Origin of the sequence: Novosphingobium sp. ST904 (assembly GCF_001298105.1) — a bacterium.
Taxonomy (GTDB): Bacteria; Pseudomonadota; Alphaproteobacteria; order Sphingomonadales; family Sphingomonadaceae; genus Novosphingobium.
The window spans coordinates 310,394-333,958 of the sequence record NZ_LGJH01000165.1; the positions used below are offsets into that span (position 1 = coordinate 310,394).

A 23,565-nucleotide genomic window follows, 5' to 3' on the forward strand; every position below is an offset into this window, starting at 1 on the left:
CGATTCGTGATCCTTTCGGTACTGGCCCAGATCCGGCAGACGGCACGCGCGGGGGATATCCTCCGCGCGTGGCGCATGTTCGAGAGTGCGGGGCTGCTGGCCTCGCAGGCGCCGGATGCCCTCAGCCTCAAGGGCCGGCTGCTCAAAGACCGCGGCCTGCGCAGCTTGGGAGACGAGCGTAGGCAGCTTCTGGACCAGGCGCAGGCCGCCTACATGCAGGCGGCGGGCGAGCGGCGGGCCACGTATCCGCTCATCAACGCGGCGACCATCGCCTTGCTCAACGGCAAGACGCAGGAGGCATCTCTCGTCGCAACAAGAGTGCTGGAACTGCTGGAAAGCGGCGACCATGAACCGGAAACGCGCTACTGGATCGGCGCGACGGCTGCCGAGGGCCACTTGCTGCTTGGCAATACAGAGGCAAGCAGCACCGCGCTCGAACTGGCAATCGCGGCAGCGCCCGAGGCATGGGAAGATCATGCGGTCACGCTGCGTCAGTTCCGGCAGATACTCGAAAGGATCGGGGCGCCTGGCGATCTCTTCGATCATCTCCGCCCGCCGCCGAGCCTCTATTTCAGCGGCATCATCGGCCTGCCGGGAGATGAAAACGAAATCCGCGAGAAAGTCGGCGTCCTGCTCGACGATATCCGGCCGGGCGCGGTTTTCGGCGCGCTTGCGGCAGGATCAGATATTGTCATCGCCGAAATGGCACAGGCAAGGGGCGCTCGGCTCAACATCGTGCTACCGCTCTCCCTGCCCGCCTTTCGCCATATCTCCGTCGCCCAGTACGGCGGCGATTGGGCCGAGCGGTTCGACCGGCTCATCGAGGCTGCCGACCTAGTGGAAACGCTTGACCGGACGAACTGCCTCTCTGCTCCCGCGATCCTGAACGGATCACGCGTCGCGATGGGGCTGGCGCTGCGACGATCGAGAATGCTCGCAACGCGGGCCATCGCACTCCATGTCGGCCGGGAAACGGACAGGATCGCACAAGCCGAAGCGGAATGGCGGGCCCAGGGGCTGGAAATCCATGACCTCACCCTGGACTACTCCGTCCCGGCGAGCGGAGCCGGGTTCGGCAGAGCAGTCGATCGCACCGTCCTTGCCTCGACACGTCCGTTACCGCCTTGTTCCGACCCGTCGGTAGGGGCACCGGAACTGACGGAGGAAGGGTTCTCGATCCTTCGGTTCGGCGATCCCGTCATGGCCATGGATCACGCGGCCGCTATATTGCACATGGCTCCCGAGAGCGGCTTGGGTTCGATTGCCGCCCCTGCGCGCCGGAATCCGGTGTGGAGGAAGATGCCGAACTTGCCATAGTGCTCGCACGGGCGGCGCCTGCGGGAAGCATTTGCGCGCCTTGGCCGCAGATCGCCGTCATAGACCTGCTCGCCCCCGATTACCGTTTCGAGGCCGCCGGAGACATCGTCACGCCATTGGGCGATTTTGCGATAGGCCTGTTCAGGCTGCTTTCGTCGGCCTGAACAGGCGGCCGCGTTCAGCAGACCAGTTCATGGAGCATGCGGGGGGCGTGGATCACCAGTTGGCCTTCATCACGGCTGATGATGCCCCGCCGATCAGCGCCGCGATCGCGCGCGATGCCGTCTCGCGAGTGGTATTGGCGCTTAGTGCCAGCGTAGTCACGCGTGGCGGCGGCGCGATCCGTTCCCTGCCATCCGCAAGGGCCAGCAATTCGGCATAGACGCGCCCGGCCGCGCTGTATGTCGTGCGGGCAACCATCCGGTCCAGCGCCCGATCGAGTTGCCTTGCCAATAATCGAGCCATTCCGGCGCCAATTTCCGCATCTGCGGCCACAAGTTCGGCGATCTTTGTGGCTTCTGCGCGCAATAGGGTCGATTCTGCGAGAGTGCCAATTTCCGCGCGATGTACGGTCGGAGCCGGATAGGCGCCGAAAAATTCGCCCGGGCCATGCTGGGCGAGTTGCTGACGCTGCCCTTCAAGGCCAAATGTCTCGATCCGAATCGCGCCATCGATCACCAGCCAGCAGTACTGCGAAGGCTCCCCCTGATGCGCGATGATCTCCTTGGCGCCGAGCAACTGCGGAATCAGGACGCGCGAAAGCGACTCGGCCGATGACCGGCCGCATCGAAAAATCGCCCCGATTGCCTCGATTTGCTCTTCAATATCCAACAGTTGCTGCCCCAGGCCGGAACGGCCTCATCCGTCCCACTATCATGGACCTGACCGATTTTAACAGCACCTGAGGAACAGCAAACCAATTCTGATTCGCTGCATGTGCGTGATCCGTGTCACGCGGAATATGGATTCAATCCGTTAGAAAAGCCTTGCGACCCGAAGGCGGCTCCTAACCGAGCAGCCCCATTTCCTGGCCCGAAGGCTTCACGCCTTCGGGCCATTTTTTTGTACTTTCGGGGCAGGAGTTGAACTCTCTGCGGCATTTCCGTGACGATGCTGCCGAACTGCAAAATTCCACGCAAGGGCGATCGCGGTCAATTCGACGCCATTTAATGCACCGTTTCGAATCGAAACGCTTTCCATGAATTCATCGGGCCATTCAACAGCCGCCACCCTAAACCCGAAAAGGGAAGTTCAAGAGCGGTTCGAACAGTCCTTCTGCAATACTTCGATGCGGCATCATGTCGGGGTGGCAGCCGAAATGTTGCTCCTCGTAATAATTCATTTCCCATAGCGACTTGCCGATCCGACCCGATTGACAGCTTGCAGCATCGACCACACTGGCCCGTGCAAATGCGATGCATTAGCATTACTCATCAGGGGGATCAGTCTTGTCGAACACGTCCTATCGCCGCGCGCGCATCCTTTCCGGAGCCAGCCTGACCGCGCTCGCCTGCACCGCGCTTGCCTGCTTTGCCGGCCAAGGCGCCCATGCCGCGGAAGCCGAGGAAAACACCGGCCCGGCGATTGTCGTCACGGCGGCAGGCTATGAGCAGGACATTACCGTAGCCCCGGCCAGCGTCACTGTGCTGGACCGCGAGGAACTTCAGGAAAAGCGCTTCGGAAGCCTGGCGGAGGCATTGCAGGATGTGCAGGGCGTCGATGTCGGTGGTGAGGCCGGCAAGACCGGGGGCCTCAACATCTCGATCCGCGGGATGCCCAGCGACTATACGCTGATCCTGATCGACGGCCGCCGCCAGAACGCCCCGGGCAACGTCACGCCCAACGGCTTCGGCGAATCCTCGACCAGCTTCATGCCGCCCTTCTCCGCGATCGATCGGATCGAAGTGGTGCGCGGGCCCATGTCCACGCTCTATGGCTCGGACGCGATGGGCGGCGTCGTCAACATCATCACCCGCAAGGTCGGGACGCGCTGGGTCGGCACGGCATCGGCCGAAACCACGGTTCAGGGCGACGATCGGTTCGGCAATATCCAGTCGATCAACGGCTTCGTGCAAGGGCCGGTCGTCAAGGATCTTCTCGGCCTGACCCTGCGCGGCAGCGTGTTCCACCGCGAGGGCGCGAATATCGAGATACCCGGAGATCCTGCGCTCACGCTTGGCCGCAACCCGGTGGAATCGGATATCTACACTTACGGCGGGCGCCTGAGCTTCACGCCCCATGCCGACCATGATCTCTGGGTGGAGATCGACCGTAACGAGCAGACCTACGACAACAGCAAGGGCCAGCTCGGCACGCTGGGATCGGGCGGCTATTCACCGAGGCAGCAGTTCAACCGCACGAACTACGTGTTCGCTCATAGCTGGCGCACCGGCCTCGGCACACTCGACACCACTCTGACGCGCAACGATACCGAGACGATCGGCCGCCTCATTCCCAACGGCACCCCCGGTGCGACGCCCGGGAGTGCCCGCAATCTCGAAGCCCGCAACGACATCATCGATTCGCGCTTTGCCGGAAAGGCAGGCCCCGTCGCCTTCACGGTCGGCGGACAGTACTGGCGCGCGCAGATGAAGGACGGCGTCGCGCCCGCACCGTTCAAGTTCACCCAGTGGGCAGGCTTTGCCGAAGCGACCCTTACCGTGGTCGACGGGTTCAACCTGACTGGCGGCGCCCGCTACGACGACCATTCCACCTTCGGCAGCAATTGGTCTCCCCGCGCCTATGCGGTCTGGAACATCAACGATGGCCTGACCGTGAAGGGCGGCGTCAGCCGTGGTTTCAAGACCCCGCGCGTCGAACAGATCGCCAGCGGCATCATCGGTTTCGGCAGCCAGGGCCGCGTACCGCTGATCGGCACGCCCGACCTGATGCCCGAGACCAGCACCAGCTACGAAGCCGGTCTCTACTACGACAGCCACGGCTTCTTCAGCGGCAACGTCACCCTGTTCAACAACGATTTCGACGACAAGATCGCCTCCGGACCCGGCATTCCGAACTGCACGTTCTCTGGCTATACCACCCCTCCAGCGGGCTGCATCGACGTGGGCAACTTCCCCAATGTCGAGCTGTTCGGCCAGTCGATCAATATCGACAAGGCCCGGACCCGCGGTGTCGAAGTGGCCACCCGCTTCGCCTTCACACCGGCGATTTCGCTCTCGGTGAACTACACCTACACCGAAACCGAACAACTCAGCGGCAGCGAAAAGGGGCTCCCGCTAGTGGGCATGCCCAAGCACATGCTGAACGGGAACCTGCGCTGGAAGGTCAGCGAGGAAGCGAGCCTCTGGGCAAGGACCGAGATCCGCTCCGGCCGCTGGCGCGGCAACAATGTCCAGCAGGCAGCGGTGGGCGATTTCCGCAGCTACGAGGTATTCCACCTTGGCGGGTCGTACCAGATCACCCCCGCCTTCCGTCTGGCGGCCACGGTCTACAACGTGCTGGACACCGACTACGCGGTCTACGTGCCTTATGCGAGCGGCACGAGCACGGTCTACACTCCCGCCTACTCGATCAATCAGGAAGGCCGCCGGCTCTGGCTGTCGGCGACGGTGGATTTCTGAGGCTCAACCCAGACGCGCTCCCTTCCTTTTGCGGGAAGGGAGCGCGTTTGCGCAACCGCCGGAAATAAGACGTGAGCTACTTATTACCTTCCGGAAACAGTTTTAATTAGTCCGACTATTTTGTTGTTGTAGAATCCATTCTTCAACGATAACTCCCCGGATATCGGATAAATAATCCGACGTTAGCGCCATCGCTGCGCTGACGTTGCCCCGACAATGGGGAACAGGGGAGAGGGAATCGTGAATAAAGTCAGACTAAGTCTGTCCTGCGCACTCGTCGCGTTCGCTACACCGGCCTGGGGGCAGGCCGTATCGAACGACAAGGACGCCAAGCCTGAAGTCCAGCCCGTTCCGGAAGACGATGCCGCAAAGGAGGCAGTGTCGCCGGAAGACATCATCGTCACCGGGTTCCGTGCCAGCCTGTTCAACGCAGCCCAGATCAAACGCGATTCCGACGCGATCGTCGATGCGGTCGTGGCCGAGGATATCGGCAAGCTGCCGGACAACAACGCGGCGGAATCGCTGGCGCGCGTTTCCGGCATCCAGGTCAGCCGTTCGGGCGACGAGGCCAACCAGGTGCTCGTGCGCGGGCTGCCCGATCTGACGACGACCTTCAACGGTCGCGACATCTTCACCGCGGAATCGCGCGGCGTGGCGCTTTGGGACTTCCCTCCCGGCGCCCTGCGCGCGCTGGAAGTCTATAAGTCCGGCACCGCTGATCTCATCGAGCCGGGCCTGGCAGGCCTCATCAACGTGCGCACATGGCGCCCGTTCGACTTCAAGGGCTTCGAAGTGGCCGGATCGGTTCGCGGCACTTACAACGACCAGTCCAAGAAGTACGACCCCGCCAACGCCAATCTCCAGATCACCGACCGCTGGCAGACCGGCATCGGCGAGATCGGCGCGCTCATCAACTTCGCCTATACCCAACAGCAGTTCCGCAACGCAGCGCGCTGGAACAGCGCCGATGTGCTGGCGCCGGATGCCGGCAATACCGTGGAACCGGAATCGGTCGGTCGCGATTTCGTCTTCCCGGAAGCGGTCGGCGTCTTCTACAACAGCGGCATCCGCAAGCGCCCGTCGATCAATGCGTCGCTCCAGTGGAAGCCCGCGCCCAATTTGGAAATCTACGTGGATGGCCTGTGGCAGGCCTATCGCGGACGTGATGCGAACGACTTCTTCGCGACCTCGCTGCGCTTTGCAGGAGCACAGCTCAGCAATGTCGTTCTCGATCCCGACGAGCCCAACAAGGTTCTCAGCCTGACCAAGACGGGTGGCTGGCGCCCCGATATCTATCGCTCCACGGTCAATGGCGACACCAATACCTATCAGGGTGCGATCGGCGCGGTCTGGACCACCGGCAAGGCGACGATCTCGACCGACTTCGCCTATACCGACAGCACGTTCAAGCAGACCGAATGGAGCCTGGACTCCGCCCTCACTTCCGCGCCGACGGTGGATGCCGCCTTCGACGTGAAGGGCTCCGCGGCCTTCTCCCTTCCCGGCTTCGATGCGACGGATCCCGCCAACTACCAGTTCCGCGGCTTCTTCGACCGTATCTACGTGGGCAAGGGCAACGGCATCCAGTGGCGCGGCGACGTCTCGCTGGAAACCGACATTCCCTTCCTGCCCCTGCTCCAGGTCGGCAGCCGGGTGACGACACGGGATTCGTCGGTGCGTTCAGGTTCGCGCTATGCCTACCTGATGGATCTCGGCATCGGGATGAACGAACTCGGACTGGGCGACATGTCGCTCATCGACAATACCTTCCGGGGCGGCGTGCAGGGCTTCACCCAGTGGCTGGCGCCGAGCCGCTCGGCCGTCCGCAGCAATATCGACGGCCTGCGCGCGATATCGCTTGCCGGATTGCAGCAGCTGGCGCTGATGTATCCGAACGATGCCGGCATCCGCGACAATATCCAGCGGTGGTCAAGCGTTGACGTTCCGCTCGATCCGCTGGCTTCATGGGATGCGAGCGAAAAAACCTATGCCGCCTATGCGCAGGGCAAGTATGCCTTCGACATCGGCGGGGTGGAGATCGGCGGTCTCGTCGGCGTGCGCATCGTCAATACGGATGGCCGCTATTCGGGCACATCGCTGGTGGACGGCGTGCAGACGCCCGAGGAAACGCGCCAGAACTATGTCGACGTGCTGCCCAACTTCAGCACGCGCATCCGCTTCACGGACAAGTTCCAGGTCCGCCTGGCCTATACCAAGACGCGTACCCGTCCGACGTTCGGCCAGTTGAACCCGGCCGTGAACATCACCCGCGCGCAGAATACCGGCGGCACGCCGGGCCGCTATGACGCTTATGGCCGCGCCGGCAACCGCGACCTCGCACCGCTGACCTCGCGCAACTATGACGCCACGCTCGAATACTACTTCTCCCCGCGTGCGGCGGCGGGCGTTTCGCTGTTCTACCGCGATCTCGACGGCTTCATCAGCGATTATACGCGCGACGTGCAGGACCCGGTCTACGGGCTGATCCAGGTGGTTCGCCCCGAAAATGCCGGCTCCGGCCGCATCAAGGGCGTCGAAGCCGGGTTCCACAGCTTCTTCGACTTCCTGCCGGGCATGCTTTCCGGCTTCGGGGTGCAGGGCAACGTCACCTATCTTGACGGAAAGAACCAACTGCCCAACGCGCTTGGTCAGGACACCAGGATGGTGGCCATCCCCGGCGTTTCGCACTGGAGCTACAACGCCGTGCTGTTCTATGAACGCGGCAAGCTCTCGACCCGTCTTTCGTACAATTACCGGTCGAAGTTCACCAACTTCTACTCGCCCGACGCCAATGGCAATCTCTACGTGGGCGAAGGAACCAAGGCGATCGCCCGACTGGACTATTCGCTGTCCTACACCGTGATCCCGGCAATCACGATCACGGCGGACGTCAGCAATATCCTGGGCAAGCCGTTCAACAACTACCGCTACTTCAACCAGACCCAGACCTACCCGCGCGACATCCGCTACGAAGGCCGCTACTTCGGCCTCGGGACGCGCTTCCGCTTCTGATCGGAACGAAGGGCGCGGTGTTTCGCCGCGCCCTTCTGTCCATCACGAAGATGCGTTGCGTGCGGTCACGATCCATGCCGCACCGTCGATCATCACCGAGTGCTCGCCCGGACGCCGGGCGAAAGCATCGCGCACTGCTGCTGCGGCGCTTTTTCTCACGTCCGGGGCGGCGTCCGCCAGAGCGCGGGACAGCGGGCCGACCTCGAAGGCCATGTCCACCGCATCGTTGATGGCCCCTTCCCTGCTGGTCCCGAGCCCGAAGGGGATTTCGCGGTCAAACGGCGCGATCGCGATATCCGTGAACCCCGCAAGCGAGAGGATCGATCGGACGCTTTCCCCGTCACCGAACGAAAACGGCCCCGGTGCATCAGGCTCCGGCGGCGGCGAGGCTGGGACGATGCCCTTGATCGCCCCCATCGGCAAGCGCACCCAGTCATTCTCGTCGGCCCCGCGCCAGCAGACGAAGGCTGCCCGTCCTCCCGGTTTCAACGCCAGACGCAGATTGGTGAAGGCCGCGACCGGCTCGGCGAAGAACATGACGCCGAAACGCGAATAGAGCAGGTCGAACCGCCCCGCCCCCAGATCGGCACTGCCCGCATCCTCCAGTTCGAAATCGAGCCCTGTATGTGCCGGGTAAAGCCCACGGGCGCGTTCGATCAGGGCGGCGGAAATGTCGATGCCGGTGACGTGGCCGTCAGGGCCGACACGATCGGCGAGCACGCGGCTCGTCGCGCCCGCTCCGCAGCCGATATCCAGCACCTGTTCGCCCGGCACCGGCACGGCAGCCTCGATCGCGGCGGCTCCGAAATGTTCCAGCATGGCATCGAGACGCGCCTGGTTGGAGACCCAGCGTTCGCCGCTCTTTCCGTTCCATTCGCTCACTCGGTAGACGCTGGCCTGCGGCATGTTCACTCGCTATTTGAGAATTGTTCGCAAATAGCCTATCGAGAGTTTCCGCGATTGGAAAGCGCCAAGCATCGAGCCGGGCCCTGGAGCCGAGCGGTCAGATCGGGAAATGACCCGGCTGCGTCTCGGCGGTGATCCAGCGCAGTTCGGTGAAGCTGTCGATCCCGGCCTTGCCGCCGAAGCGGCCATAACCCGAAGCGCCGACCCCGCCGAACGGCATCTGCGCCTCATCGTGAACGGTCGGTCCGTTGACATGGCAGATGCCCGAACGAATGCGGCGCGCGATGCCGAGACCGCGCGCGGTATCGCGCGTGAACACGGCCGCCGAAAGGCCATATTCGGTATCGTTGGCAAGTTCCACGGCATGGTCTTCGTCCCGCGCCCGGATCACGCCCACCACCGGGCCGAAACTCTCGTCACGGAACAGCTTCATCTCCGGCGTTACCCCGTCCACGACATGCGCAGGCATGAGAACCTTGTTCGTCGTTTCGCCGCCTACCAGAAGGCGCGCCCCTCGCGCCACGGCATCCTCCACCAGGCTGCGGCAATGCGCGACCGTCTTCTCGTCAACCACGGCACCCAGCGGCGTCGCGCCCTCGCGCGGATCGCCCACTGCCATCCCGGCGACCCTGGCCGCGAACCGTGCCACGAATTCATCGGCCACGGCATCGACCACGATGATCCGCTCGGTCGACATGCAGATCTGGCCCTGGTTCATAAAGGCCCCGAACGCGGCCGCCTTCACCGCCTCGTCGAGATCGGCGTCCTTCAAGACGAGCAGCGGCGCCTTGCCGCCCAGTTCGAGCAGGCAGGGCTTGAGATGGCCCGCAGCGCGGGTCGCGATGATCCGGCCGACTGCGGTGGAGCCGGTGAAGTTGATGCGCTTCACCTCGGGCGCATCGATCAGGGCGCCCACCACCCCTGCGGCATCTGCGGGTGCGTTGGTGACGACGTTCACCACGCCTTCCGGGAACCCCGCCTCGCCCAGCGCCTCCACGATCAGGCCATGCGTCCGGGGACAGGTCTCGCTGGCCTTGAGGATGACCGCATTACCGCAGGCGAGCGGCATGGCGATGGCCCGCACGCCGAGAATGATCGGCGCATTCCACGGAGCGATGCCGAGGATGACGCCCACCGGTTCACGCAGGGCCATGGCAATGCAGCCCGGCTTGTCGGAAGGGATCACCTCGCCGCCGATCTGCGTGGTCATGGCGGCCGCTTCGCGCAGGATACCGGCTGCCAGCGTCAGGTTGAACATTGCCCAACCGGCGGTTGCGCCGATCTCGCCCATCATGGCGGCGACGAAATCGGCCTTGCGCGCCTCCAGCGCATCGGCCGCCTTCATCAGGACCGCGCGACGCGCCGCAGGCCCCTGCGCTGCCCACAACGGCTGCGCTGCCGCGGCACGGGCGGCAATGGCCGGCATTTCGGCAGCGGTCATCGCTGCCGCACTGGAGGCGACCTCGCCGGTCAGGGGGTTGATGCGCTCGAACTGCATGGATGCTCTCCCGGAACTTAGCTATTTTAGATAGCAATGCAGCTCCACCGGCGCAACCATGCCGCAGCGGTCAAACGCGTTCGACTGCCAGCGCCAGTCCCATGCCCACGCCGATGCACAAGGTTGCCAGACCCAGCCTGCCGCCGCCCGCCTCCAGTTGCCGCGCCAGCGTCAGCGCGAGACGCGCGCCCGACATGCCAAGCGGATGGCCGAGAGCGATTGCGCCGCCATCGGCATTCACATGCGGCGCATCGTCAGGCAGGCCAAGCGCGCGCAGCACCGCGAGCGACTGGCTGGCGAAAGCCTCGTTCAGCTCTATCGCGTCGAAATCGGCGATGGAAAGGCCCAGTTGCGCCATCAGCTTGCGGGTCGCCGGAACCGGCCCGATGCCCATCACACGCGGCTCCACCCCGGCAGAGGCCATGCCCAAAATGCGCAGGCGCGGCACCAGACCATGGCGCTTCGCCGCAGCCTCCCCGGCAATGACCAGCGCCGCCGCGCCATCGTTGATGCCGGAAGCATTGCCTGCGGTAACCGTGCCCTCCGGGCCGAACAGCGGCTTCAGCCTGGCCAGCGCCTCAGCCGTGGTATCGGCGCGGGGATGCTCGTCAGCAGCGATCTCCACGCTTTCCCCCCGCTTGCGCCCCGGCACCGTGACCGGCACGATTTCCGCCGCAAGGCGATTAGCGGCCTGCGCGGCAGCGGCGCGCTTCTGGCTCCGCAGCGCGAAGGCGTCCTGATCCGCGCGGGAAATCCCGAACTGCTGCGCCACGTTCTCACCGGTGCGGGGCATCGTTTCGGTCCCGTGAAGCGCATCGAGCGCGGGATTGACGAAGCGCCAGCCCATCGTCGTATCCTCGATCTTCTGGCTACGGCCGAACGCGCCTTCGGCCTTGCCCATGACGAACGGCGCGCGGGTCATGCTCTCTACCCCTCCGGCGACAGCGAGTTCCATCTCCCCGGTCCGCACCGCGCGTGCAGCGGCCCCCACCGCCTCGAGACCGGAAGCGCAGAGCGTTGACGGTCACTCCGGGGACGGACACCGGCAGGCCCGCCAGCAGCAGGCTCATCCGCGCGACATTGCGATTGTCTTCGCCCGACTGGTTGGCACAGCCATAGAACACTTCCTCGATCGCGGCCGGATCGAGCCCGGGATTGCGCGCGAGCAAGGCTCGCAGCGGCACCGCGCCCAGGTCGTCCGCACGAACAGCCGCAAGCCCGCCGCCGTAGCGCCCGATCGGGGTGCGGACGGCATCGCAGATGAAGGCATGGCTGGTCATGGCGCAGGTTCCTCGGCCCGGGTCGGGGTGATCCGGTCCCGCTCCTCCTAGCAACCCGCCCTTCGCCCCGGCCCCTTACGCGGGAGCCCCGGAAACATTATCACAACCGGGAATTACGCCGCGCCGATCCTCGCGGGGTTTGCCGGTGGCCGGCCCGCGAGGACAGTGCGGCGGCTGTCTGGCCGGGGAACGACACCCGGCGCCGGTCGCAAAGAGGATGCCCATGACCCGTCGCATACATTCGAAAGCGGTAGTCGCCGCGATCTCCCTCGCCGCTTTCGCCGCCGGAACCGCTCATGCGCAGGACGCCGGCACCGCCGAATCGAAACCCGCCTCGCCTGCCACCTTGCGCTACTTCGAGGAAACCACATCCCGGTTGCCGTGGAACGACAGGGAGGATTTCGAACTTGCCAGCCGCGGGTTCATCGCAGGCATTCCCGGGAGCGCGATCGCGAAGGAAGACGGCCGCAGGATCCGCGATCTCTCCGAACTCGACATGTTCAAGGGCCCGCGCCCGGACAGCGTCAATCCCAGCCTCTGGCGCAACGCGCAGCTCCTGTCGCAATCGGGGCTCTTCAAGGTGACGGACCGCGTCTATCAGGTGCGCGGGATCGAACTCGCCAACCTGACCGTGGTGCTGGGGAAGACCGGCTATATCGTCGTCGACACCCTCACCACCGTGGAAAGCGCGAAGGCGGCGATGGACCTCGTGCGCGCGAAGCTCGGCGACCGGCCGGTCGTCGCGGTGATCTACACCCATAGCCATATCGACCATTTCGGCGGCGCTGCGGGTGTCATCGGCGCCGAAGAAGCCGCGCGCCGAAAAAGTGCCGATCATCGCGCCCGGCGGGTTCCTCAAGGAAGCGATCTCCGAAAACGTGATCGCAGGTCCGGCCATGAGCCGCCGGGCTACATTTGCCTTCGGCCACCTACTGGGAACCGGCGCCAGAGCCGACGTGAGCGACGGCATCGGCCCGGCCTTCAACCGCCTCGGCATGGCGACCGGCACGGTCCGAATGCTTCCGCCCACGCGCGAAATCCACAAGACCGGCGAAACCGCGACGATCGATGGCGTGCAGCTCGAATTCCAATACATGCCCAATACCGAAGCGCCTGCGGAAATGGCGATCTATTTCCCCGGCCTGCGCGTGCTGGACATGGCGGAAAACGCCAATTCCTCGCTGCACAACATCCTGACCCTGCGAGGTGCGCAGGTCCGCGATGCAAAGGCCTGGGCGGACGACCTCACCGAATCCACCCGGCTTTACGGCGCGGGTACGGATACGCTCATCACCTCCCATTTCTGGCCGCATTGGGGCAATGCGAAGATCCTGGACTACCTCTCTGCTCACCGGGACATGTACAAGTACCTGCACGACCAGTCGGTAAGAATGATGAACCAGGGCCTGAACGGCACGGAAATCGCGGAGAACCTCAAGCTGCCTGCACCGCTTGCCGATCGCTGGTTCAATCAGGGCTATTATGGAACCCTCAGCCACAACGCCAAGGCGGTCTACCAGCGCTACATGGGATGGTACGACGGCAACCCGGCGAACCTGAACCCGCTGCCGCCGCAAGCGGCCGCGCCGAAATATGTCGCGGCAATGGGCGGGCCGGACGCGGTGCTGGCGCAAGGGCGCAAGGCCATCGAGGGGGGCGACTATCGCTGGGCATCGGAACTGCTCTCCCGCCTTGTCTTCGCAGAGCCGGACAACCGCGCCGCCAAACTCGCCCTGGCCGACAGCCTGGAACAGCAGGGCTACGAGGCGACAAGCTCGATGTGGCGCAACGCCTTCCTCTCCGGTGCGAAAGAACTGCGCGAAGGCGTAAAACAGGCCGGGTTCGATTCCGTAGCCGGCTCGATCCCCGCACTTTCGCTGGACGAGATACTCAACCTGCTCGCCGTGAGGCTGGTCCCGGAACGCGCCCTCGCGCAGCCGATGACGCTCGATCTCGCGCTGGATGGCGGGAAGGAAGCGCAGCACATCGAAGTGCGCAGCGGCGTGCTGATCCATCAGCCGGTCGGGCCGGGCGTACCTGCCGCGCCGCGGCTCGAACTGACCCGCGCCCAGCTCGTCGCCGCGATCACGAACAAGCCGCCGGTCGATCCGCTGGACGAGGATCGGGCCGGGCGGCTCAAGGCCTTTCTGGGCCTGTTCGAGGCGCCCAGGGGTACTTTCGGGCTCGTTACACCCGCACCCCAGGTTGTAAACTAGCATAAGGCCCCATCATATCCGTGAATATGGCCGCCCCCGCGCACTTGGCCTCCTGCCGAAAGGACAGGCAGCCTAAGCCGGGGGCATGAGCATTACAGTCACCCGCGATGGCCCGGTCGCCATCGTCGCCTTCGATCGCCCACGCGCGAAGAATGCCTTCACTATGGCGATGCGGCGGGATTTCGTCGATGCCTTTGCCGCGCTGGACGCGGATCGTTCCGTCCGCGCCGTCGTCCTTACCGGGAGCGAAGGCAACTTCTGCTCCGGCGCGGATATCGGCGAAATGGGAGACACCGGCCCCGAGGACTTCCTGGCCCGGATGCATCTGCTTCATGCCATGGCCCGCGCGGTGGCCCGCTTCCGTGCCCCGGTGATCGCTGCGGTGGACGGCGTTTGCATTGGCGCGGCGTGGGGCTTCGCCCTCGCCGCCGATATCGTGCTCGCCGGTGAAGAAGCACGCTTCGCCGCCACTTTCCGCCGCATCGGCTATGCTCCGGATGCGGGCCTCGCCTGGCACTTCCTGCGCACCATCAATCCGATGCGCGCACGGGAGATAGTCTATTCCGGACGCGAGGTCCGTGCCGAAGAAGCCCTCGCGTCCGGCCTTGCCATGGAAGTCCTGCCGGGAGATGCCCTGATGGACCGCGCCATGGAACTCGCGCGCGATATCGCCGAAGGGCCCGCCACCGCGCTTCATCTCGCCAAGCGCCAGTTCGCCGCAGCCCCCGCGATGAGCTTCGAGACCTTTCTCGACTTCGAAGCCACGATGCAGCCCCTGCTCGGACAGACCGGCGACCACCGCGACGCCGTGACCGCCTTTCGCGAGAAGCGCCCGCCCCGGTTCAACGGCGGCTGAGCCCTTCCTTCCTGCCCCGATCCCCGCTCTTTACCTTCTGGAGTTTCCCATGATCCGCACGGCCCTTTCCGGCACCATTCTCGAGATCACCCTGGACAATCCGCCGGTCAACGCGCTCGGCGCTTCCGTGCGCGCGGGTCTTTCCGAAGCAGTAGCCCGTGCCGCCTCGGACGACGCGGTAACCGCGATAATCCTGACCGGCGCGGGCAAGCTGTTCAGCGCCGGGGCCGATATCTCCGAGTTCGGCAAACCACTTGCCGATCCCCAACTGCCCGATGTGCTGGACGCGATCGAGACCTGTCCCAAACCGGTGATCGCCGCGATCAACGGCACCGCACTGGGCGGCGGTCTCGAACTCGCGCTCGCCTGCCATTACCGCATTGCCCTTGAAGAGGCGAAGCTGGGCCTGCCGGAAGTGACCCTGGGCATCCTGCCGGGCGCCGGCGGCACCCAGCGTCTGCCCCGTTTCGTCGGCCTGGACGAGGCTCTGCGGATGATCGTCTCCGGCTCTCCCATCGCAGCGGCCAAGGCGGCCGGGATCGGGCTCGTCGATCACATGGTTGCGGATTACGCGGAACTGCTTCCGGCCGCCCGCGAACTGGCCGCTTCCGGCTTGCCCGCGCGCCCTACCCGCTTGCGCGAAGTCTCCGGCGAAGCGGGAAGCGCGGATGCGTTCGTGGCGGCCAACCCCCGACTGTTCAAGGGCCTCCATGCCCCGGCCGCCTGTGTCGAGGCGGTGAAGGCCGCCGCCGCGTTACCATTTGCCGAAGGCATGGCAGTGGAGCGCCGCCTGTTCCTCGATCTCGTCGCCGGTGACCAGTCCCGCGCGCTGCGCCAGGCCTTTTTTGCCGAGCGCTCCGCCGGACGGATCGAGGATCTGCCCAAGGACACGCCCCTGCGCGAGATCGGCCGCGTCGGCATCATCGGCGCAGGCACGATGGGCGGCGGCATCGCCATGAACTTCCTTTCGGCGGGAATCCCCGTCACCATGGTCGAGACCAATGGCGAAGCATTGGAGCGCGGCACGGGGTGATCCGCCGCAATTACGAAGCGAGCGCCGCCAAGGGCCGCCTCACCCCGGAACAGGTCGAGACGGCGATGGACCGACTTTCGCCGACCCTGGATTTCGAGGCTCTGGCCCAGTGCGATCTCGTGATCGAGGCGGTCTACGAGAACATGGACGTGAAGAAAGAGGTCTTCGCACGGCTGGACAAGGTTGCCCGCCCCGGCGCGATCCTCGCATCCAACACGTCCTACCTCGACGTGGACGAAATCGCCGCAAGCACTTCCCGTCCGCAGGACGTGGTCGGCCTGCACTTCTTTTCGCCCGCCAATGTGATGAAGCTGGTGGAAGTGGTGCGCGGCGCGAAAACGGCGCCGGATGTGATCGCCACCGCCATGGCGCTCGGCCGCAGGATCGGGAAAGTGCCGGTGGTTGCGGGGGTCTGCTACGGCTTCATCGGCAATCGCATGCTGATCCCCCGGCAGGACAATGCCCTGGCCCTTATCCTGGAAGGGGCCAGCCCCGATCAGGTGGACAGAGTCCACACCGATTTCGGCATGCCCATGGGACCGTTCCAGATGACCGACCTCGCCGGGGTGGACATCGGCTGGCACCGCGATCCCGCCCGGATCGAAAACCTCAAGGACGCCCTTTGCGCACAGGGACGCTGGGGCCAGAAAACCGGTGTGGGCTTCTATGATTATGACGAACAGCGCAAGCGCACGAACTCTCCGGTCGTCACCGCCCTGATCGAGGAATTTCGCGAGCGCGAGGGCATCGTCCCGCGAGAGATTGCAGACGAGGAAATCGTTGTGCGCACGCTCTACACGATGGTCAATGAGGGGGCAAAAATCCTGGAGGAGAGGATCGCCCAGCGCGCTTCCGATATCGACGTGGTCTGGCTCCATGGCTACGGCTGGCCCCGCTGGACCGGCGGCCCGATGTTCTGGGCCGGTGAGACAGGCCTTGCCAGGATCGTCGAGGCGCTTAACCGCCACGCAGACCGTCTCCCGGCCGATTTCACTGTCTCGCCCCTGCTGCGCGACCTTGCCCGGCGCGGGGAAGGCTTCGCATGAGCGCCCCCTTCAGCTTCACTTACGGCCCGCGCGTGACCTGCGGTGAAGGCAGCGCCAGGCGGGTTGCCGACATGCTGCCCGACGGCCCGGTCCTGTTCGTCACCGATCGCCAGATCGTGTCGCTGGGACTGGCGGAACCGGCGCTGGAAGCGCTGAGAACCTCCGGTCGGCCAGTCGCGGTTTTCGACGCGGTGGAAGCAGACCCCTCCCGGGCCACGCTGGAAGCCGTCGTGGCAGCGGGGCAGGACATCGCGGCAGCCGGTGTCGTCGGTTTCGGCGGTGGCAGCCCGATGGATGTCGCAAAGCTGGCAGCCTATCTGCTCGGCTCGGGCGATGACCTCGACACGATCTGGGGCGTGGGCAATGCACGCGGCACCGGCCTGCCGCTGGTGCTGATCCCGACGACTGCCGGCACCGGTTCCGAAGCCACGCCGGTTTCGATCATAACCCTGCCCGGCGACGAGAAGCGGGGCGTATCCTCACCCGCGCTGGTGGCAGGAAATGCCGTGCTCGACCCCGCGTTGACGCTCGGTCTCCCCAGCGCCGTGACGGCCGCCACCGGCATGGATGCGATGGTCCATGCGATAGAAGCCTATACCTCGCGGCATCTCAAGAACCCGCTGTCAGACATGCTGGCCCGGGAGGCGCTGACCCTGCTCGCAGGCAATCTCCTCATCGCCTGTACCGAGCCCGCCAATATCGCCGCGCGAGAGGCCATGCTGCTCGGCGCGCATCTGGCGGGAGTGGCCTTCGCCAATGCCCCGGTGGCGGGGGTACACGCCCTCGCCTATCCTCTCGGAGGCCGGTTCCACGTTCCCCACGGCCTGTCCAACGTGCTCATGCTGCCCCATGTGCTGGCGTTCAACATGAGTGCCGCATTGCCGCTCTACGCCCAGCTTGGCCCGCTGGTCGATCCGGAGCTGGCAGGACTTGGCGGGCAAGCGCAGGCCCAGGGTCTGCTTGAAGCGCTGCGGAACATGGCCGAAACGGCAGGAATGCCATCCCGTCTGGCCGAAGTGGGCGTTTCCCGCGCCGATCTCAACAGGCTTGCCGCCGACGCCATGTTGCAGGAACGCCTGCTGCGCAACAACCCGCGCCCGATCACGCTTGACGATGCGCGTCAACTCTACGAGGCAGCACTATGAGCCGCGAACCCTTGCGCCCGCGCGAAACCTATCGCCACTTCACACCGATCACCACGCGCTGGCACGACAACGACGTCTACGGCCACGTCAACAATGTGGTCTACTATTCGTGGTTCGACACTGCCGTGAACGCATGGTTGATCGAGGCAGGCCTGCTCGATGTCGAGAACGGCAATCCGATCGGCCTCGTCGTCGAAACCGGCTGCCGCTACGCCGCTTCGGTGCAGTTCCCGCAGAAACTGGAAGTCGGCATCCGCGTCGCCAGACTGGGTTCGAGCAGTGTCACCTACCACCTCGGCATCTTCGTGGAAGGTGCGGGAGCAGCGGCCGCCGAGGGGCATTTCACGCATGTCTACGTCGATCGCGACAGTCGCAGGCCGGCGCCCTTGCCAGAGGAGTGGCGAATGCTGCTTGAAACGATAGCTTGATATTGATTATCAAAAGCAAATTGGTTGCATCCTTTGCAGTGAACTCCTAACTCGGCTCAGGGCCATGTTCCCGGCCCGGCAACGAGGAGTAGGCTGCGGCCATGGATATTCGTCGCGAATCCGACAGCATCGGTGAAATCGAAGTTCCCGCAGCCGCCTACTGGGGTGCGCAAACGCAGCGCAGCATCGAGAATTTCCCCTTCGCATCCAGCGAGCGCATGCCTCTTGCGATCGTGCGCGCCCTTGCGCGCGTCAAACTGGCAGCGGCACGGGTGAACCGCGCCCACGGCCTTGAAGGCGGGCTCGCCGATGCCATCGAGGCCGCCGCTGCGGAGGTGGTGGAGGGCAAGCTCGACGACCAGTTCCCGCTCGTGATCTGGCAAACCGGCAGCGGCACCCAGAGCAACATGAACGTCAACGAGGTCATCGCCGGGCGCGCCAACGAAATCCTCAGCGGCCAGCGCGGCGGCAAGTCCCCGGTTCATCCCAATGACCACGTCAATCGCGGACAGTCCTCCAACGACAGTTTTCCAACCGCGCTTCATGTCGCGCAGTCGTGTCGATCGAGGAAGACCTCGTGCCCGCGCTGGACCGGCTCACCGCGTCGCTCGATGCCAAGGCACAAAGCTGGCAGGACATCGTGAAGATCGGCCGCACGCACTTGCAGGATGCCACCCCGCTTACCCTCGGGCAGGAATTTTCCGGCTACGTGCAGCAGCTTCGCGATGCCTATCAACGCATCCGCGATGCCGAAAAGGGCGTGCTGCGACTGGCGCAGGGCGGTACGGCGGTCGGCACCGGCCTCAATGCCCCGGAGGGCTTCGGGCTGGCTGTCGCCGCCGATCTCGCGGAGCAGACCGGCAAGGACTTCGTCCAGGCGCCCAATACATTCGAGGCGCTCGCCAGCAATGACGCGCTCGTCCAGCTTTCGGGTACACTCTCCACCCTCGCCGTCGCGCTCACCAAGATCGCCAACGATGTGCGGCTGCTGGGTTCAGGCCCGCGTTCCGGCCTCGGCGAACTGGATCTCCCGGCGAACGAGCCCGGCAGTTCGATCATGCCCGGCAAGGTCAATCCGACCCAGTGCGAGATGCTGACGATGGTGGCCGCGCAAGTCATCGGCAACCATCAGGCCGTCACGGTCGGCGGCCTGCAGGGCGCTTTCGAGCTTAACGTGTTCAAGCCGATGATCGGCGCCGCTGTGATCCGCTCGATCGATCTGCTCTCTACGGGCATGACCAGCTTTGCCGAACGCTGCGTGGACGGGATAGAGCCCAACCGTGCGCGTATCTCCGAACTGCTCGAACGCTCGCTGATGCTGGTGACCGCGCTTGCGCCCGAGATCGGCTACGACAATGCCGCCAAGATCGCCAAGCATGCTCATGCAAAGGGCCAGACCCTGCGCGAGGCGGCGCTGGAGCTCGAACTCGTGGACGACGCGACTTTCGACCGGCTGGTACGGCCTGAAACAATGGTCTGAAGGAAGGACCGGTTAAGGCTATCAGCCTTCAGGAAGCGGCGGCGCGCTCAAGGAAAGCGCCGCCGCTTCCTGTTTCAGTTGTTGCCCCCGACCTCAGGCTCCTGCGGCAGCATGAGCGAAAATCGGCAGCGAAGCCCCTTCGGATCGAACTCCATCGACGACTGGCCCTTGTCGGCCGCAAAGCTGCGTTCGATCAGACGGGTACCGAACCCGCGGCGGACCGGCGGCGAGACCATCGGGCCGCCGCTTTCAAGCCACTCGATCACCAGCCTTCTGCCGTTTTCCTCATCCAGAATTCGCCAGTTTATCGCGATTTCCCCCGAGACCGACGACAGCGCGCCGTATTTCACGGCATTGGTCGCCAGCTCGTGCATGGCCAGCGCCATCGATACCGAGGCGTGCGGCACGAGCAGCACCGACGGGCCATCGATGCGCACCCGGTCGATGGCCGATCCTACCGCAGCCGCAACCGTGCCGCGCACCGTCACGCTCAGTTCCGCAGGTTGCCAGCTTCGTTCGGTCAACAAATCGTGCGCAACGGCGAGTGCCCGCAGCCGCCCCTCGAAAACCAGTCTCGCGTCGGCAAAGGTTTTCGGGTCGCGGAAGGACTGGGTGGCAAGGCTCTGCACGATGGCGAGCGTGTTCTTGACCCGGTGGTTGAGTTCGTCGATCAGCAATTGCTGCCGTTCGACCGCTTCGAACTGCTCGGTAACGTCCTGACCCTGGACGAAAATCTGTACGACCGAACCTCGCTCATCGAGGATCGGCTGATAGATGAAATCGAGATATCGATCCTCGAAACGTCCGGTCCGCTCGCTCTCCAGAGAGACCCGGGAACCGCGTCCGATATAGGGGATCCCGGTACGATAGACCTCGTCGAGCAGGTCGACGAACCCCTGCTCCACAACTTCCGGCAAACCTTCCGCCACCGTCTTGCCGATGATCGGACGGCCCGCCGTCAATTGGCGATAGGCATTGTTGGCGATAGTGAAGACGTGGTCCGGCCCATCGACGATGGCGATGAAGCCCGGTGCCTGATCGTACATCGTCTTCAGACGCTGACTTTCCGCCGCCAGGTCGCGATTACGGGCCTGCACTGCCCTAGCGCGCTCGACGACATGTTTCTCGTCCCGCAATTGCCGCAGCCCGTGAAGTTCGGTCACGTCGACAGTGTGCTGTAGAATATGCGCCACCTGCCCGTCGCTGCCGAACAGGGGGGTGTGGGTTGCACTCCAGTAGCGGCGCTCCATTCCGCCATCGGCACGCGGTATGTCGTAACGAACAAAGGCCAGTTCGTCGGCGCAGGCCGTCTCAAGCACCCTCTCGAAGGAAGCCTTGAGCATCTCATGACTTTCCGACCCCGGCTCGCTCGGGAAAGCCTCGAAAATGCCCAGGCCGGTCAGTTCCTCCCGGCTCCGCATGGTCGCGCGCGAATAGGCATCGTTCAGCCAGGCAATATCGAGATTGCGGTCAACGACGATGTAGGGGTTGGGAGAAAGCGCGAAGAGCGCCTCGAAATCGATGGACAATCAGGGCTCCATGCCTTCACGAAGAGCCCGTGCGCCCCGCGACGACAAGCACTGCGCCGAGCCCGGTTCCAAGTCAATCGGCTGCGATCCGTGTACCGGCGCCGCCTTGCCGCGAGGCAAGGTACATCAACAGCGCGCCGAGCGGTCCGAAGGCCGCCGCCATCGTCGTCAGCGAGAGATTGAGGCCGTGAGCGCCGTAGACGCGATCGGTGAGCAATCCGACCATGACCGAGCCGAATGCCCCGCCGGTGAGATTTACGAGCGCCATGTACAGCCCGGTGTAGAGCCCTCGCAAGGTGGGCGGCACCACCGCAACGATCAGCACGAAGATCGAGGCGACCGATATCGAGCTCACGAACAGGTTCACGTAGGACATCGCCACTGCAAGCTGCACCGTGGGCACGATCGGGCCGACCAGCGTGGTCACGGCCAGCACCGCCATCGACGAGAAGCTGAGGTAGTAGGCCGCCCTGTCGCCGAAGCGGGAGCGCAGCCACTTGTAATAGGGATGAACCGCAAGGCACCCTGCGATGCCGCCCAGCAGGAAGGCGGGACCATATGTGGTCGCCACCAGACCGGGGGTCATTTCGTAGGAACGCATGAGCATCGCCGGGTACCAGTTCAGCAACCCGTAGTTGTTCATCGACCATGACACGATGCCGAGCGCCAGCAGCACGATGAGCTTGCGGTTGGCGCGGGCGAAGGCAAGGGCTTCCCCCTTGGCGGGCGCCGCGCGCTGTCCGCCGCCACGCTCTTCCCTGACGGATGACTGGACCAGCAGCGCCACGAACAGCCCCGGCACGGCCAGTAGCAGGAACACCACGCGCCAGGGCTCCGCGCTGTCGATGAAGGGCAGGTCGTATGGCCCGCCTGCGGCAAACCGGGTGAGCAGATGCGCGCCCAGCATCATGGCCATGCCGCCGCCAACGTAGAGCCCGGTGGTGAACAGCCCGATCGGCTTCTGCACCTTGTCCTGCGGGAAACGGCTTGAAATGATGCCGATCGCCGCCGGATTGAGCCCCGCCTCACCCACGCCGACAAACATGCGGGCAATAAACAGGGTGACGAAACCGGTGGCGAGGCCGCTCGCAGCCGTAGCGACGGACCAGACGAGGATGCAGGCGGCCAGGATTGTCACTCGCCGTCCCCGATCGAGCATGCGCCCGATGAAGACACCCCCGAAGACATAGAGCACGGCGAAAGCCATACCCGTCACCGCGCCCAGTTCCGCATCGGATAGCGAGAGATCGGCCTTGATGTCCTCCACCAGGAAACTGAGGATCACCCGGTCGATATAGCCGAGCACCGAAACCGAGAAGAGAATGGCGACGACGTACCAGTCGTAGGCGCCGGCGGTCCTGGGACCGGATGCCGCTGGCGACGCCTCTTCGATCGTCATCGTCGCTGTCATTTCCTCGATCTCCCGCATCTTCTTTATCGTTTTCGGGCGACCTTAGCGGCCCTGGAACACCGGCTGGCGCTTTTCCCGGAAGGCGGCAATCGCCTCCTTCGAATCTTCCGACTTCGAAAGCTTGTGCGTGTTGTTCTGCTCGTAGCGATAGCCGTCGCGCAGGGTCATGTTCTCGATCGTGCGCATGGAATCCTTGGCGAGGCGGGTTGCCATCGGGCTCTTCGAAGCGATGGTCCGGGCCATGTCCATGACCCAGGGCATCAGTTCGTCCTGCGGCAGGCAGGCCTCGATCACACCGCGCCGGTAGAGTTCGGCGGCAGGCGCCCGCCAGCCGGTCAACATCATGCGGCGGGCCATCGAATGCGGCAGGATACGCGCGGCATGTTTCCCGCCGCCCATCAGGCCCACGTCGACCTCAGGCAGCCCGAACACCGCATTTTCGGACGCCACGATGATGTCGCAGCTCGCGGCAAGCCCCAGTCCGCCGCCCAGAGCCGGGCCATTGACGGCAGCGATCACCGGCTTGTTGCATTCGATGATCGCATAGCTGGATTCCCGCACCGCGCGGTTCCGCTTCCAGGTTGAACCCGGTGCTGACAGGTCGGGGCGGTTCTTGAGATCGGCCCCGGCGGAAAAGCACTTGCCCGCGCCCGTCAACACCGCGACGCGCACGTCGTCGCGATCGCTGATCTCGTCGAAGGCATCGGCAAGGCCGTGGATCATTTCCATCGACTGGGCATTGACCGGCGCATTGTCCATGGTGACCACGGCGACATGGTCGGCAACTTCAAGTCTGATCATCTTCCAGCATCCTCTGTTCCGCCCGC

Annotated in this window: 14 protein-coding genes and 4 pseudogenes; 11 read left to right on the forward strand and 7 right to left on the reverse strand. The window is 64.5% G+C overall.

What is annotated here, in order from left to right:
- Nucleotides 1-6 precede the first annotated feature (6 nt).
- Together ADT71_RS27755 and ADT71_RS34680 are read left to right on the forward strand one after the other, a co-directional pair.
- Nucleotides 7-1,317 (forward strand): TRAFs-binding domain-containing protein, encoded by a 1,311-nt coding sequence (locus ADT71_RS27755; RefSeq protein ID WP_231636261.1) that lies wholly within the window; start codon nt 7-9, stop codon nt 1,315-1,317.
- The gene (locus ADT71_RS34680) at nt 1,290-1,481 is read left to right on the forward strand and encodes a hypothetical protein (RefSeq protein ID WP_231636262.1); all 192 of its coding nucleotides are present in this window, start codon (nt 1,290-1,292) and stop codon (nt 1,479-1,481) included. The genes ADT71_RS27755 and ADT71_RS34680 overlap by 28 nt, the downstream gene beginning before the upstream one ends.
- A gap of 52 nt (nt 1,482-1,533) precedes the next feature.
- Here ADT71_RS34680 and ADT71_RS27760 read toward each other — a convergent pair whose 3' ends face one another.
- Nucleotides 1,534-1,995, reverse strand: a complete 462-nt coding sequence (locus ADT71_RS27760) for a Crp/Fnr family transcriptional regulator (RefSeq protein ID WP_231636263.1) — start codon at nt 1,993-1,995, stop codon at nt 1,534-1,536.
- Nucleotides 1,996-2,765: 770 nt separating this feature from the next.
- Between ADT71_RS27760 and ADT71_RS27765 the strand changes: the two genes are divergently transcribed.
- Both ADT71_RS27765 and ADT71_RS27770 read left to right on the forward strand, forming a co-directional pair.
- Nucleotides 2,766-4,898 carry a TonB-dependent receptor domain-containing protein gene (locus ADT71_RS27765; protein WP_054441949.1) on the forward strand — a complete coding sequence of 711 codons (2,133 nt, stop codon included), beginning with the start codon at nt 2,766-2,768 and terminating at the stop codon, nt 4,896-4,898.
- Between the two features lie 240 nt (nt 4,899-5,138).
- Entirely contained in the window at nt 5,139-7,910 is a 2,772-nt protein-coding gene (locus tag ADT71_RS27770; RefSeq protein WP_231636264.1) for a TonB-dependent receptor, read from the forward strand.
- 42 nt (nt 7,911-7,952) lie between these two features.
- Here the strand turns inward: ADT71_RS27770 and ADT71_RS27775 are convergent, their stop codons facing one another.
- The 3 genes and pseudogenes from ADT71_RS27775 to pcaF all read right to left on the reverse strand — a co-directional run bounded on the left by ADT71_RS27775 (nt 7,953) and on the right by pcaF (nt 11,594).
- The gene (locus tag ADT71_RS27775; protein ID WP_054441950.1) at nt 7,953-8,816 is read right to left on the reverse strand and encodes a class I SAM-dependent methyltransferase; all 864 of its coding nucleotides are present in this window, start codon (nt 8,814-8,816) and stop codon (nt 7,953-7,955) included.
- 97 nt (nt 8,817-8,913) lie between these two features.
- On the reverse strand, nt 8,914-10,314 hold the full coding sequence (locus ADT71_RS27780; protein WP_054441951.1) for an aldehyde dehydrogenase: 1,401 nt from the start codon (nt 10,312-10,314) through the stop codon (nt 8,914-8,916).
- Between the two features lie 70 nt (nt 10,315-10,384).
- Nucleotides 10,385-11,594: pseudogene (gene pcaF / locus ADT71_RS27785) on the reverse strand (3-oxoadipyl-CoA thiolase).
- A gap of 496 nt (nt 11,595-12,090) precedes the next feature.
- Here pcaF and ADT71_RS36095 point away from each other — a divergent pair.
- From ADT71_RS36095 to fumC, 7 genes and pseudogenes are all read left to right on the forward strand, one after another.
- Nucleotides 12,091-12,471: pseudogene (locus ADT71_RS36095) on the forward strand (MBL fold metallo-hydrolase); the annotation flags it as partial.
- A gap of 517 nt (nt 12,472-12,988) precedes the next feature.
- Nucleotides 12,989-13,810: an alkyl sulfatase dimerization domain-containing protein gene (locus ADT71_RS36100; protein WP_369818358.1), complete on the forward strand. Its 822-nt coding sequence runs from the start codon at nt 12,989-12,991 to the stop codon at nt 13,808-13,810.
- A gap of 85 nt (nt 13,811-13,895) precedes the next feature.
- Nucleotides 13,896-14,666, forward strand: a complete 771-nt coding sequence (locus ADT71_RS27800) for an enoyl-CoA hydratase/isomerase family protein (protein WP_054441954.1) — start codon at nt 13,896-13,898, stop codon at nt 14,664-14,666.
- Between the two features lie 49 nt (nt 14,667-14,715).
- Nucleotides 14,716-16,745: pseudogene (locus tag ADT71_RS27805) on the forward strand (3-hydroxyacyl-CoA dehydrogenase NAD-binding domain-containing protein).
- On the forward strand, nt 16,742-17,890 hold the full coding sequence (locus ADT71_RS27810) for an iron-containing alcohol dehydrogenase (protein WP_054441955.1): 1,149 nt from the start codon (nt 16,742-16,744) through the stop codon (nt 17,888-17,890). Before ADT71_RS27805 ends, ADT71_RS27810 begins: the two are co-directional and overlap by 4 nt.
- Complete coding sequence (locus tag ADT71_RS27815) at nt 17,887-18,318, forward strand: thioesterase family protein (RefSeq protein WP_054441956.1); 432 nt, start codon at nt 17,887-17,889, stop codon at nt 18,316-18,318. The genes ADT71_RS27810 and ADT71_RS27815 overlap by 4 nt, the downstream gene beginning before the upstream one ends.
- A 101-nt stretch (nt 18,319-18,419) precedes the next feature.
- Nucleotides 18,420-19,798, forward strand: a pseudogene (gene fumC, locus ADT71_RS27820) (class II fumarate hydratase).
- A 74-nt stretch (nt 19,799-19,872) separates the two neighbouring features.
- Here fumC and ADT71_RS27825 read toward each other — a convergent pair.
- The 3 genes from ADT71_RS27825 to ADT71_RS27835 form a co-directional block, all read right to left on the reverse strand.
- Complete coding sequence (locus ADT71_RS27825; RefSeq protein WP_082370606.1) at nt 19,873-21,327, reverse strand: sensor histidine kinase; 1,455 nt, start codon at nt 21,325-21,327, stop codon at nt 19,873-19,875.
- Between the two features lie 73 nt (nt 21,328-21,400).
- Nucleotides 21,401-22,756, reverse strand: a complete 1,356-nt coding sequence (locus ADT71_RS27830; RefSeq protein ID WP_082370607.1) for an MFS transporter — start codon at nt 22,754-22,756, stop codon at nt 21,401-21,403.
- 24 nt (nt 22,757-22,780) lie between these two features.
- Nucleotides 22,781-23,539, reverse strand: a complete 759-nt coding sequence (locus tag ADT71_RS27835; RefSeq protein ID WP_054441958.1) for an enoyl-CoA hydratase/isomerase family protein — start codon at nt 23,537-23,539, stop codon at nt 22,781-22,783.
- Between the last annotated feature and the right edge of the window lie 26 nt (nt 23,540-23,565).

What these genes read in the sequence shown, in the direction of transcription:
- ADT71_RS27775 (WP_054441950.1), bottom strand. Translation starts at nt 8,816, where the DNA reads ATGCCGCAGGCCAGCGTCTACCGAGTGAGCGAATGGAACGGAAAGAGC.
- ADT71_RS27780 (WP_054441951.1), bottom strand. Translation starts at nt 10,314, where the DNA reads ATGCAGTTCGAGCGCATCAACCCCCTGACCGGCGAGGTCGCCTCCAGT.
- ADT71_RS36100 (WP_369818358.1), top strand. Translation starts at nt 12,989, where the DNA reads ATGAACCAGGGCCTGAACGGCACGGAAATCGCGGAGAACCTCAAGCTG.
- ADT71_RS27800 (WP_054441954.1), top strand. Translation starts at nt 13,896, where the DNA reads ATGAGCATTACAGTCACCCGCGATGGCCCGGTCGCCATCGTCGCCTTC.
- ADT71_RS27810 (WP_054441955.1), top strand. Translation starts at nt 16,742, where the DNA reads ATGAGCGCCCCCTTCAGCTTCACTTACGGCCCGCGCGTGACCTGCGGT.
- ADT71_RS27815 (WP_054441956.1), top strand. Translation starts at nt 17,887, where the DNA reads ATGAGCCGCGAACCCTTGCGCCCGCGCGAAACCTATCGCCACTTCACA.
- ADT71_RS27830 (WP_082370607.1), bottom strand. Translation starts at nt 22,756, where the DNA reads ATGCGGGAGATCGAGGAAATGACAGCGACGATGACGATCGAAGAGGCG.
- ADT71_RS27835 (WP_054441958.1), bottom strand. Translation starts at nt 23,539, where the DNA reads ATGATCAGACTTGAAGTTGCCGACCATGTCGCCGTGGTCACCATGGAC.